Source organism: Bacillus vallismortis, assembly GCF_040784915.1.
GTDB classification, from domain to species: domain Bacteria; phylum Bacillota; class Bacilli; order Bacillales; family Bacillaceae; genus Bacillus; species Bacillus subtilis_G.
Window position 1 is genome coordinate 4,073,583 of sequence record NZ_CP160797.1, and the last position, 12,331, is coordinate 4,085,913.

At 48.1% G+C, this 12,331-nt stretch carries 10 protein-coding genes; 5 read left to right on the forward strand and 5 right to left on the reverse strand.

The window, feature by feature from the left end:
- Positions 1–57: 57 nt before the first annotated feature.
- The 5 genes from hutH to ABZM97_RS20405 all read left to right on the forward strand — a co-directional run bounded on the left by hutH (position 58) and on the right by ABZM97_RS20405 (position 6,973).
- A complete protein-coding gene (gene hutH, locus ABZM97_RS20385) occupies positions 58–1,584 on the forward strand; it encodes a histidine ammonia-lyase (protein ID WP_087991921.1) in 1,527 nt (508 codons plus the stop codon).
- Positions 1,581–3,248, forward strand: a complete 1,668-nt coding sequence (gene hutU, locus ABZM97_RS20390; RefSeq protein WP_087991922.1) for a urocanate hydratase — start codon at positions 1,581–1,583, stop codon at positions 3,246–3,248. Before hutH ends, hutU begins: the two co-directional genes overlap by 4 nt.
- Positions 3,249–3,252: 4 nt before the next feature.
- Positions 3,253–4,518, forward strand: coding sequence for an imidazolonepropionase (gene hutI / locus ABZM97_RS20395; RefSeq protein ID WP_087991923.1), 1,266 nt, complete (start codon positions 3,253–3,255; stop codon positions 4,516–4,518).
- A complete protein-coding gene (gene hutG, locus ABZM97_RS20400; RefSeq protein WP_253268702.1) occupies positions 4,511–5,467 on the forward strand; it encodes a formimidoylglutamase in 957 nt (318 codons plus the stop codon). The genes hutI and hutG overlap by 8 nt, the downstream gene beginning before the upstream one ends.
- 78 nt (positions 5,468–5,545) lie before the next feature.
- On the forward strand, positions 5,546–6,973 hold the full coding sequence (locus tag ABZM97_RS20405) for an amino acid permease (RefSeq protein ID WP_253268703.1): 1,428 nt from the start codon (positions 5,546–5,548) through the stop codon (positions 6,971–6,973).
- Between the two features lie 42 nt (positions 6,974–7,015).
- Here the strand turns inward: ABZM97_RS20405 and ABZM97_RS20410 are convergent, their stop codons facing one another.
- From ABZM97_RS20410 to ABZM97_RS20430, 5 genes are all read right to left on the reverse strand, one after another.
- Positions 7,016–8,317 (reverse strand): pyrimidine-nucleoside phosphorylase, encoded by a 1,302-nt coding sequence (locus ABZM97_RS20410; RefSeq protein WP_253268704.1) that lies wholly within the window; start codon positions 8,315–8,317, stop codon positions 7,016–7,018.
- A gap of 28 nt (positions 8,318–8,345) precedes the next feature.
- Positions 8,346–9,527, reverse strand: coding sequence for a nucleoside permease NupC (nupC, locus tag ABZM97_RS20415; protein ID WP_253268705.1), 1,182 nt, complete (start codon positions 9,525–9,527; stop codon positions 8,346–8,348).
- A gap of 93 nt (positions 9,528–9,620) precedes the next feature.
- The gene (gene deoC, locus ABZM97_RS20420; protein ID WP_367387088.1) at positions 9,621–10,292 is read right to left on the reverse strand and encodes a deoxyribose-phosphate aldolase; all 672 of its coding nucleotides are present in this window, start codon (positions 10,290–10,292) and stop codon (positions 9,621–9,623) included.
- A gap of 105 nt (positions 10,293–10,397) precedes the next feature.
- The gene (deoR, locus tag ABZM97_RS20425) at positions 10,398–11,339 is read right to left on the reverse strand and encodes a DNA-binding transcriptional repressor DeoR (protein ID WP_087991929.1); all 942 of its coding nucleotides are present in this window, start codon (positions 11,337–11,339) and stop codon (positions 10,398–10,400) included.
- 135 nt (positions 11,340–11,474) lie between these two features.
- A complete protein-coding gene (locus ABZM97_RS20430) occupies positions 11,475–12,302 on the reverse strand; it encodes a DUF1206 domain-containing protein (protein WP_087991930.1) in 828 nt (275 codons plus the stop codon).
- Between the last annotated feature and the right edge of the window lie 29 nt (positions 12,303–12,331).

A 12,331-nucleotide genomic window follows, 5' to 3' on the forward strand; every position in this document is an offset into this window, starting at 1 on the left:
GCATAGCCCCTTTTTGTATGGGCGCTTTACCAAAGTAAAGACAAAGGAGTTGGGCTTATGGTGACTTTAGACGGTTCTTCATTGACAACAGCCGACGTCGCTCGTGTGCTGTTTGATTTTGAGGAGACAGCGGCTTCCGAGGAAAGTATGGAGCGCGTGAAAAAAAGCAGAGCGGCAGTGGAACGGATTGTTCACGAAGAAAAGACAATCTACGGCATCACCACCGGATTTGGCAAATTCAGTGATGTCCTGATTCAAAAAGAAGACTCGGCGACGCTTCAGCTGAATTTAATCCTTTCTCATGCCTGCGGAGTGGGTGATCCTTTTCCTGAGTGTGTTTCCAGGGCAATGTTGCTTTTGCGCGCCAATGCGCTGTTAAAAGGGTTTTCCGGTGTACGTGCTGAACTGGTTGAACAGTTGCTTGCTTTTCTAAATAAACGCGTCCATCCTGTCATCCCCCAGCAGGGATCACTTGGCGCAAGCGGGGATCTGGCGCCGCTTTCCCATTTGGCGCTTGCGCTGATCGGTCAAGGAGAAGTCTTTTTTGAGGGAGAAAAGATGCCGGCAATGAAGGGATTGAAAAAAGCCGGTATTCAGCCGATAACGCTGACATCCAAGGAAGGACTTGCCTTGATTAACGGGACTCAGGCCATGACTGCTATGGGTGTGGTCGCATACATTGAAGCTGAAAAACTAGCCTATCAAATCGAGCGCATCGCCAGCTTAACGATCGAGGGGCTGAGGGGAATTATTGATGCGTTTGACGAGGATATTCACTCAGCCCGCGGCTATCAGGAGCAGATTGACGTCGCAGAACGAATTCGCTTCTATCTATCCGACAGCAGCCTGACAACCTCTCAAGGTGAACTGCGGGTTCAGGATGCCTATTCATTGCGGTGTATTCCGCAAGTGCATGGTGCGACTTGGCAAACGTTAGTCTATGTCAAAGAAAAATTAGAGATTGAGATGAATGCAGCTACGGACAATCCTCTTATTTTCAATGACGGTGACAAAGTGATTTCCGGCGGAAACTTTCACGGACAGCCTATAGCCTTTGCCATGGATTTTCTGAAAATCGCAATGTCAGAGCTTGCGAATATTGCAGAGCGCAGGATAGAGCGCCTTGTGAACCCGCAGCTGAATGACCTGCCGCCATTCCTAAGCCCTCACCCCGGTCTGCAATCCGGTGCAATGATCATGCAGTACGCCGCGGCCTCACTCGTTTCTGAAAATAAAACACTGGCGCATCCTGCAAGTGTGGATTCTATTCCGTCATCCGCCAACCAAGAAGACCATGTCAGCATGGGAACCATTGCTGCGCGGCATGCCTACCAGGTGATCGCGAATACAAGAAGAGTCATTGCAATCGAAGCGATTTGCGCATTGCAGGCGGTTGAATACAGAGGCATAGAACATGCAGCGACCTATACCAAACAGCTTTTTCAGGAAATGAGAAAAGTCGTGCCTTCCATTCAGCAGGACCGTATTTTCTCCTATGACATAGAACGCTTGACTGACTGGCTGAAGAAGGAATCTTTATTACCAGATCACAAGAATGAAGAACTGAGGGGGATGAACATATGACTGATATAAAAAAATCTATCCGTGCCAATAGGGGAACAGAGCTTGAATGCTTAGGGTGGGAGCAAGAGGCGGTGCTTCGGATGCTTCGAAACAACCTTGATCCGGAAGTCGCCGAGAAGCCGGAGGACCTGATTGTATACGGCGGAATTGGCAAAGCCGCCCGGAATTGGGACGCTTTTCACGCCATTGAGCATTCTTTGAAAACACTTAAAAATGATGAGACATTGCTCGTGCAATCCGGAAAGCCCGTTGGTATGTTCCGAACCCATCCGCAGGCGCCGCGCGTGCTTTTAGCAAATTCTGTTCTTGTTCCGAAGTGGGCGGACTGGGAGCATTTCCACGAACTTGAGAAAAAAGGGTTAATGATGTACGGGCAAATGACAGCGGGCAGCTGGATTTACATTGGCTCACAAGGCATATTGCAAGGAACCTATGAAACCTTCGCCGAGCTCGCGAGACAGCATTTCGGAGGAAGCTTAAAAGGAACATTGACTCTGACAGCCGGTCTCGGCGGAATGGGAGGCGCCCAGCCGCTGTCTGTCACGATGAATGAAGGAGTCGTCATTGCCGTCGAGGTTGACGAGAAACGAATCGACAAACGAATTGAAACAAAATACTGCGACCGAAAAACAGCGTCGATTGAAGAAGCCTTAGCATGGGCTGAAGAGGCAAAGCTAGCAGGAAAACCTCTCTCCATCGCTCTACTCGGAAACGCGGCAGAGGTTCACCATACCCTTCTGAATCGCGGCGTCACCATTGATATCGTCACCGATCAGACATCTGCCCATGACCCTTTAATCGGTTATGTTCCCGAGGGCTATTCCCTTAATGAAGCCGACCGTTTGCGCCAAGACAATCCAGAGCTTTACGTGCGCCTTGCGAAGCAAAGTATGAAAAAACATGTGGAAGCCATGCTGGCCTTTCAGCAAAAGGGCTCTGTTGTATTTGACTACGGCAACAATATCCGGCAAGTTGCTAAAGATGAAGGCCTGGAGAATGCCTTTGATTTTCCAGGGTTTGTCCCAGCCTACATCCGCCCCTTGTTCTGTGAAGGAAAAGGACCGTTCCGCTGGGCGGCGCTTTCCGGTGATCCGGCAGATATTTACCGTACAGATGCGTTATTAAAAGAACTATTTCCGGAAAATAAAGCCCTTCACCGCTGGATCGATATGGCACAGGATAAAGTCACGTTCCAAGGCTTGCCGTCCCGTATTTGCTGGCTCGGATATGGAGAACGAAAAAAGATGGGCCTCGCCATTAACGAGCTGGTCAGAAACGGGGAGCTAAAAGCGCCTGTCGTCATTGGGAGAGACCATTTGGACTGTGGGTCTGTCGCCTCTCCTAACCGGGAAACCGAAGCGATGAAGGACGGAAGTGACGCTGTCGGCGATTGGGCTGTGCTAAATGCGCTTGTCAACACGGCGGCCGGTGCAAGCTGGGTCTCCTTCCACCATGGCGGGGGCGTCGGAATGGGCTATTCCCTGCATGCCGGTATGGTCGCAGTTGCCGATGGAAGTGAGCTGGCTGACGAACGGCTCGCGCGGGTCTTAACGAGCGACCCTGGGATGGGCATTATCCGCCATGCGGATGCGGGTTATGAACGTGCCGTTGAAGTAGCGAAGAAACAAGACATTATCGTGCCAATGCAAAAAGAAAGGGAGTGATGACATGCCGAAACAAATTGATACGATTCTCATCAACATCGGTCAGCTTTTGACGATGGAAAGCAGCGGCCCCCGCGCGGGCAAAAGCATGCAGGCTCTTCATGTGATCGAAGACGCTGTGGTCGGCATCCATGAACAGAAGATTGTGTTCGCCTCAAAAAAAGGAGCTGAAGCCGATTACGAGGCAGACGAAATCATTGACTGTTCGGGACGGCTTGTAACGCCGGGTCTCGTCGATCCGCATACCCACCTTGTATTTGGCGGATCTCGGGAAAAGGAGCTGAATCTAAAGCTTCAGGGCATCTCATATTTAGATATACTGGCGCAGGGGGGCGGAATTCTGTCTACTGTCAAAGACACCAGAGCGGCTTCAGAAGAAGAGCTGCTGCAAAAAGGCCATTTTCATCTGGAGAGAATGCTGTCCTACGGGACGACCACGGCTGAAGTGAAAAGCGGCTATGGCTTAGAAAAAGAATCAGAGCTAAAACAATTGCGTGCCGCAAAACAACTTCATGAGAACCAGCCTGTTGACCTTGTCTCCACGTTTATGGGAGCCCATGCGATCCCTCCCGAATATCAACAAAACCCAGATGAATTTCTGGATCAAATGCTTTATCTGTTGCCGGAAATAAAAGAGCAAGAGCTCGCAAGCTTTGCGGATATTTTTACAGAAACAGGCGTTTTTACCGTCAGTCAATCCCGCCGTTACTTAAAAAAAGCGGCTGAAGCGGGATTCGGGTTGAAAATACACGCAGATGAAATCGACCCGCTTGGAGGAGCTGAATTAGCGGGGGAGCTAAAGGCTGTCTCAGCCGACCATTTAGTAGGCGCCTCAGACGAAGGCATAAAAAAATTGGCTGAGGCAGGAACGATCGCCGTCCTCTTGCCGGGCACGACATTTTATCTTGGCAAAAGCACATTCGCCAGAGCAAGAGACATGATTGATGAGGGTGTATGTGTCAGCTTGGCAACGGACTTTAATCCTGGCAGCTCGCCGACTGAAAATATCCAGCTGATCATGTCGATTGCCGCGCTTCATCTGAAAATGACTGCGGAAGAAATATGGCATGCGGTCACAGTCAATGCCGCATACGCCATAGGAAAAGGAGAAGAAGCCGGTCAGCTCAAAGCCGGCCGCTCAGCTGATCTTGTCATTTGGGAAGCCTCGAATTACATGTATATTCCGTATCACTATGGAGTCAATCATGTACATCAAGTCATGAAAAACGGAACAGTTGTTGTTAACAGGGAGAGAGCCATTTATGGATAAATACCCTTTTCTCAGAGAGGCTGGTTCTTCGTTTCAAGACCGGGATGTAACAAAAATGAGCGACCTGATCGCAAAATGGGACGGCCAAGGCATTAAAGGGCCGGCATTGATAGGTGTCCCCCTATCAAAATCCTCCATCAGTCATTCAGGCGCTTCCTTTGCCCCCGGAACAATCCGCCAGGCTCTTAAAAACACATCTGCCTATTCTGCCGAGCTTGGAGAACATGTCGTATCTGACCTTCTTTACGACCTGGGAGATATTGATATTCATGTCACTGATATCGTAAAGTCACATCATCAAATCTTTCTTACCATGCATGCGCTACTTTCGGATCACCCAGATTGGGTGCCGTTCATACTCGGTGGAGATAACTCCATCAGCTACTCCACTATAAAAGCAATGGCACAAACGAAAGGAACGATCGCAGTTATTCAATTTGATGCCCATCATGATGTTCGGAACACGGAGGACGGAGGGCCGACCAACGGCACTCCCTTCCGCCGCCTTTTGGATGAAGAAATCATTAAAGGCCAGCATTTGATTCAGCTGGGCATCAGAGAATTCAGCAACAGCTTAGCGTATGAAACATATGCGAAAAAACATAACGTGAACATTCACACGATGGGCATGGTACGTGAAAAAGGACTAGTCCCGACGATAAAAGAGATTCTGCCTGCCATCCAAACGAGAACAGACTTCATTTTTATATCAGTTGATATGGATGTCTTAGACCAGTCCCATGCACCCGGCTGTCCAGCGATTGGCCCAGGCGGCCTTTATACAGACGAATTACTCGAAGCCGTCAAATACATCGCACAGCAGCCTAATGTCGCCGGGATTGAAATCGTTGAAGTCGACCCTACCCTCGATTTTCGAGATATGACTAGCAGAGCCGCGGCGCACGTTCTGTTACACGCATTAAAAGGAATGAAGTTCTCCCCGTTCTAATGATCTTCTGTCTGGTTGTATTTTGGATACGAGAAACTCATCTGCCTAATGAATGGCAGCTAAAAGGAGGACGAGACGGTGAGTCTTCAGGGAAACAGCGGCCAACAGCTAAAACGCACGATGAAAAGCAGGCACTTATTTATGATCTCATTGGGAGGCGTCATAGGCACAGGACTTTTCCTCAGCACAGGCTATACGCTAAATCAAGCTGGACCCGGCGGTACGATCCTCGCATATGTAATCGGCGGGTTGATGATGTACCTCGTCATGCAATGTCTCGGTGAATTGTCGGTCGCCATGCCCGTGACCGGTTCTTTTCAAAAATACGCCACAACATTCATCGGGCCATCTACCGGTTTTATGGTCGGCATCATGTACTGGGTGAATTGGGTGGTGACGGTAGGTTCAGAGTTTACCGCATCCGGCATTCTCATGCAGCGCTGGTTTCCTGACAGCAGCGTATGGATGTGGAGTGCAATTTTCGCAGCTCTCCTTTTCGTATGCAACGCATTTTCAGTCAAGTTATTTGCGGAAACCGAATTTTGGTTTTCCAGCGTAAAGATTGTCACCATCATTTTATTTATCATTTTAGGAGGAGCCGCCATGTTCGGCCTGATCTCTCTAAACGGGATGGCTGATGCTCCTGTGTTTTCAAATTTCACAGATCATGGAGGGTTGTTTCCGAACGGCTTTCTCGCCGTATTTATCGCTATGATATCTGTGAGTTTCGCCTTTTCTGGAACAGAATTAATCGGAGTCACAGCAGGAGAATCAGCAGATCCTCAAAAAGATATTCCGCGCTCCATTCGTAATGTCGCATGGAGAACAGTCATTTTTTTCATTGGTGCCGTCTTCGTATTATCCGGACTGATTTCATGGAAAGAAGCAGGAGTGATTGAAAGCCCCTTTGTAGCAGTGTTTGCAGAAATCGGAATCCCTTACGCCGCAGATATTATGAATTTCGTGATATTAACAGCCTTGCTTTCCGTTGCCAATTCAGGCCTGTATGCCTCAACCCGTATGCTGTGGTCTTTAGCAAATGAAAACATGATCAGCTCTCGTTTTAAAAAAGTCACATCTAAAGGCATCCCACTAAATGCCCTAATCATCAGTATGGCCGTATCTTGTTTATCTCTCGTTTCCAGTATCGTGGCGCCCGGAACTGTTTATGTGGTGATGGTAGCGATTGCTGGGTTCGCAGGAGTTGTGGTCTGGATGAGCATTGCCCTGTCTCAGCTCTTATTTAGAAAGAGATTTCTTAAAAAAGGGGGGAATGTTAAAGATCTGACATTTCGCGCACCGCTTTATCCTTTTATACCTATAGCCGCTCTTTTATTATGTTCAGCTTCTTGTATCGGTCTCGCTTTTGATCCCAATCAAAGAATCGCACTATTCTGCGGAATTCCTTGTATCATCCTTTGCTATCTCATCTTCTATTTCAAAAGAAAGCTTGAGAAAGCAAAAAAAAACACCCAAGAGGATTATCAGATCGATCATATCCTTTAATTAAAACAGCACACCCCACTCAGGATGGGATGTGCTTTATTTTTATTCCGTAATTAACGTATGAATCAGCTTCGGCGCCTTCGCCTCTGCTGCGATGCGGATGTTGTCATAGACTTTCGCCATGACTTCATCGACGTTCTCGCGGTTGGCGTAAAGCGTGACGAGTGGTTCGCCTTTTTCTACCTTGTCGCCGACCTTTTTGCGGAGCATGATGCCGACGGCTAAATCGATTTCGTCTTCTTTTGTGGCGCGGCCGGCACCTAACAGCATGGCTGCGACACCGATTTCGTCCGCGACGATTTCAGAAACGAAACCGGCTTCTTTGGCAGGCACATCAATCTGATAAGCAGCCTGCGGAAGCTTAGACGGCTCGTCAACAATCGAGCTGTCGCCGCCTTGGTTTTTCAGGAAATCCTTGAACTTCTCAAGCGCTTTGCCGTTTTTCATGACTTCTTCCAGCTTCGCTCTCGCCTCGTCTAATGTATCGGCTTTTTTCGCAAGCACAACCATTTGGCTTCCGAGCGTTAAAACAAGCTCATGAAGATCCTCAGGGCCCTTGCCTTTGAGCGTGTCAATCGCTTCTTTGACTTCAAGCGCATTTCCAATCGCAAAGCCGAGCGGCTGGGACATGTCGGAAATGACTGCCATTGTTTGGCGGCCGACGTTATTTCCGATGCGTACCATCGCTTTGGCGAGTTCAGCCGCGTCTTCTTCCGTTTTCATGAAGGCGCCCGCTCCCGTTTTCACGTCGAGTACAATAGCATCCGCCCCGGCAGCGATTTTCTTGCTCATAATCGAGCTTGCGATGAGCGGGATGGAATTGACCGTTCCTGTCACATCACGAAGCGCGTACAGTTTTTTATCAGCCGGCGTTAAATTGCCGCTTTGGCCAATGACGGCGACCTTATCGCGATTCACAAGCTTAATAAATTCGTCCTTCGACAGCTCCACGTGAAAGCCGTCGATCGCTTCTAATTTATCAATCGTTCCGCCTGTATGTCCGAGGCCGCGTCCGGACATTTTGGCTACCGGCACATCAAGAGCCGCAACAAGCGGGGCGAGAACGAGTGTTGTCGTGTCGCCGACGCCGCCGGTGGAGTGTTTATCCACTTTAATTCCTTCAATGGCAGAAAGATCAATCGTTTCACCGGAGTTCACCATAGCCATCGTCAAATCCGCACGCTCGCGGTCACTCATATCCTGGAAAAAAATCGCCATGGCAAGCGAGCTTGCCTGATAATCAGGAATGCTTCCATCCGTATAGCCGTTCACGAAAAATTGAATTTCTTCTGTGGTGAGTTCTTTTCCGTTCTGTTTTTTGATGATAATATCTACCATTCTCATTATGGTCACCGATCCTTTTCGTTTATGTTCAGTAAATCAAGCCCACAATTGCCGCTGATAAAAAGCTGACAAGCGTAGCGCCGTATAATAATTTCAGGCCGAAACGAGCAACAACATTTCCTTGTTTTTCATTCAGTCCTTTTACGGCACCGGCTATGATTCCGATTGAGGAGAAGTTCGCAAATGACACAAGGAATACCGATACGATCGCTGTTGTACGGCCGCTGAAATCAAAGCCGTTTTGCGTCAATGTCGTCATAGCGACAAATTCATTCGATACCATTTTTGTTGCCATAATGCTTCCCGCATTAACAGCTTCATTCCATGGGATCCCCACAAGAAAAGCGAATGGAGCAAACACATATCCAAGAATGTCTTGGAAGGAAATACCGAATACTGCATTAAAAATACCGTTAATCAAGGCAATAATCGCGACAAATCCAATCAGCATCGCAGCGACAACCACCGCTACCTTGAAGCCATCAAGGATGTATTCTCCGAGCACTTCGAAGAAGGATTGTTTTTCTTCTTCTTCAACACGCAGCATATCCTCTTCTTCTTCCACATCGTAAGGATTAATAATCGTAGCGATAATGAAACCGCCAAATAAGTTCAAGACCAGCGCCGTTACAACATATTCCGGTTCCAGCATCGTCATATACGCGCCGACGATTGACATGGATACAGTTGACATCGCAGAAGCGCAAAGCGTGTACAAGCGCTGCTGATTTAAAAGACCAAGTTCTTTCTTCAAGGAGATAAACACTTCAGACTGCCCTAAAATAGCAGAAGCGACTGCGTTATACGATTCCAGTCTTCCCATACCGTTTATCTTGCTGAGAGCAAGTCCGATATATTTAATAATGAACGGAAGTATCTTCCACTTTTGTAAAATCCCAATCAGAGCGGAAATAAACACAATCGGCAAGAGAACATTCATAAAGAATGTCGTTTGGTCCGCATTCACCAGACCGCCAAACACAAAGTTGATGCCTTCTGCCGCGTATTCAAGCAAGTAATTGAATCCTTTTGCAAATCCTCCTACAAGGAAATTCCCCACACCGGTATTGAGGAGAATGTAGCCGAGTATAAATTGCAAAATGAGCATAACAACAATTGGGCGGATCTTAATTCTCTTTTTCCCGCTGCTTGCGATCCACGCAAGGCCTAAAAACACGATTAAACCGATAATCCCAATCAAATACTTCATATGTGTTCTCCTTTATCTGTATTCGCTTACAATTATTATTTCCCCGTGAATAATAGAAGAGTAACGGAAAGCAATGGGCCTTCCGTCTGCTTCTTAATAGTTGTCTCCGCCAGATGCATGTTCCCCTTTTACAATGGAAACGCCTGCGCTTGCGCCGATTCGGCTCGCACCCGCCTCGACCATTGTGTCTACATCTTCTTTCGTTCTGACGCCGCCGGATGCTTTCACGCCGATATCAGGGCCTACAGTTTTGCGCATTAAGGCGATATCTTCCTTCGTTGCGCCGCCGGATGAGAAGCCTGTTGATGTTTTCACGAAATCCGCTCCCGCAGAAACCGCTAAACGGCATGCTCGTTCTTTTTCTTCATCAGTCAGAAGGCATGTTTCGATAATGACTTTGACAAGCGCTTTTCCGGCTGCAGCTTCCACCACACCGCGGATGTCCGCTTCAACTATGTCATCTTCTTTGTCTTTCAAAGCGGCAATGTTAATGACCATGTCCACTTCAGTGGCGCCTTTTGAAATCGCGTCTTTTGTTTCGAACGCTTTTGTTTCAGTTGTGTTGGCACCGAGCGGGAAGCCGATGACCGTACAAACGTCAACTCCAGTTCCCTCAAGCTCTTTTGCAGCAAGCTGCACCCATGTCGGATTGACACATACAGAAGCAAACTTGTATGTTTTCGCTTCTTCAATTAATGTTAGAATTTCCGCTTTTTGTGTATGCGGTTTCAAAGCTGTATGATCAATTTTGTTAGCTAATGACATCCGTCGCACACTTCCTTTTTTGTTAAGATATTTTTTAGCATAACCGACTTTTGAACATATGTAAATTGGTAATTGAAATTTTGTTCATCGAACGGTTTGCACGTGTCACAAATCATTAACAAGCGCCCTTGCGGTATGCTGGTCAATGATTAAAACATTGGCATATTTTCCGGTTAACGCTCCGTGTATGGAAGACACTTTTCTGCTTCCGCCGGCCACTAAAATTGAGCGTTCCTTCAACCTCAAGTCTTCAAGCTCAACGCCGATGGTCCGGTCATTGATGGCTGTGCTGCAAATATTTCCTTTCGCATCAAAAAAGCGTGAACAAATATCGCCGACGGCCTGTCTTTTCAGCAAGGCTTTCTCTTCTTCATTAAAATACCCGAGCCTGAATAACAGCGCTTCGTCACGGACCGTTCCCACCGTGAAGAGAGCGATATTCGCCTGCTTGCCCATCTCGATGATCCGCTCGATATGACGGTCTTTCTCCACCATTTGCTTTACATCGGCATGATCAAATACGACGGGAAGCGGGAGATAGCGCGGCATCGTTTGAAAGGCCTCTGCAAACAGCTGAATCGTTTCAGCGGAATACGTGTTCACCCGGGAATGGCTGATACCGCCTTTCAGCTGGACGACCTCGACGCCTTTAACCTGCTTCGGCTGCATGTTCTGCGCGATTTGATACATGGTGGTTCCCCAGCTGACGCCGACAATGTCGCCGTCTTTCACCGTTTCATGCATATATTCTGCACCATAGCGGCTTAGGTCATGTGTAATTCCTGCATAATCGGGGGTCGGAGAAAACACAACATGCGCCTCGAGAAGCCCGTATTTTTCTTCAAGCATGGAACCGAGTGCATCCAAATCCTCAAAAGGGTCCATGACGCGAATCTGGACAAACCCTTTTGCTTTTGCATATTGCAGCAGCCGGGAAACGGTCGGCCTTGAAATGTTGAGCTGCTCAGCAATTTGCTGCTGACTGTAGTCAGACTGATAGTATAGCCTTGCCGCTTCTATGCTTAATTGCTGTTTTTCCCGATCCATTCCGCACCTCCCTGTGGATCAGTTCATGATGAAACTGCTTTCGATTTGCTTTTATTATACAGGCTGACACCAGCTTTCATCCACCTGATTTCTAAGAAACTGAAAAAACGCGCTGGACGCGAATCTGCCGAGAGCTCACTTCTCCCATGCCATATGCTGATAAATGCCTTTCATAATGGCGTACATTCCATATAAGATCAGCCCGAACGCCAAAATACATAAAATCATTTTGCCATGCGGCTGTTGCGCGAGTTCGGCGAGCGCGCCGTCAAAGCCTCTTGTGTCGTCAGGGTCAGCGGTGATAGCGGTCTTAATGAGAAAATAACCGATAGCTGAGAAAATAATAGCCCGGGCGATATGGCCTGCGCGTCCGGTGTTTTTTGCGATGCATATCATCTGTTTGTTCATTTTTGACGTATCGAATTCTTTCATAAATGCAGCCCGGACACCCTTCACAAATTGAACAATCGCAAATAGGATAAAAACCGCACCCGTAACCCCTGTGAGCCATTGGCCGAACGGCTGCGCCAATACATAAGCGGACCACGTCTGTTCTGAAGTGCCGCCGGTTCCTTGGCCAAACACAAATCGCAAGGCATTCCAAGCAATGGATGCGTAAACGGCGGCGCTGAAAAAGTTTCCCGTTCTCCGTGACAGGCCGCGCCTGCTTGTTCCGTAGCCCTCTGTGTCCTTGAGCGCGCTCAGCACCATCCATATCACATAGCCGATGAGACCGACGCCAATGAGCAAAAGCAAGATTGATCCATACGGCATACGTGATAGCGTTTGAAACGCTCCGCTCGAATCTTTCGCGCCGCCCGCCCCTGCTGCCGTCATACATGCTAAGATCCCGAGCAGGATAAAAACGCCGCCGAATGCAAAATAACCAAGCCTCCCGAATTGCTTAATCCAAGGCTTGGTTTCCTGTTTGATTTTTGACATGCACTCGTCTTTCACGGCCATGTATCCAACCCTCTTTCACAGAATCCTTA

What these genes read in the sequence shown, in the direction of transcription:
- deoC (WP_367387088.1), bottom strand. Translation starts at nt 10,292, where the DNA reads ATGTCATTAGCTAACAAAATTGATCATACAGCTTTGAAACCGCATACA.
- hutU (WP_087991922.1), top strand. Translation starts at nt 1,581, where the DNA reads ATGACTGATATAAAAAAATCTATCCGTGCCAATAGGGGAACAGAGCTT.
- ABZM97_RS20410 (WP_253268704.1), bottom strand. Translation starts at nt 8,317, where the DNA reads ATGAGAATGGTAGATATTATCATCAAAAAACAGAACGGAAAAGAACTC.
- hutI (WP_087991923.1), top strand. Translation starts at nt 3,253, where the DNA reads ATGCCGAAACAAATTGATACGATTCTCATCAACATCGGTCAGCTTTTG.
- hutH (WP_087991921.1), top strand. Translation starts at nt 58, where the DNA reads ATGGTGACTTTAGACGGTTCTTCATTGACAACAGCCGACGTCGCTCGT.
- hutG (WP_253268702.1), top strand. Translation starts at nt 4,511, where the DNA reads ATGGATAAATACCCTTTTCTCAGAGAGGCTGGTTCTTCGTTTCAAGAC.
- deoR (WP_087991929.1), bottom strand. Translation starts at nt 11,339, where the DNA reads ATGGATCGGGAAAAACAGCAATTAAGCATAGAAGCGGCAAGGCTATAC.
- nupC (WP_253268705.1), bottom strand. Translation starts at nt 9,527, where the DNA reads ATGAAGTATTTGATTGGGATTATCGGTTTAATCGTGTTTTTAGGCCTT.
- ABZM97_RS20430 (WP_087991930.1), bottom strand. Translation starts at nt 12,302, where the DNA reads ATGGCCGTGAAAGACGAGTGCATGTCAAAAATCAAACAGGAAACCAAG.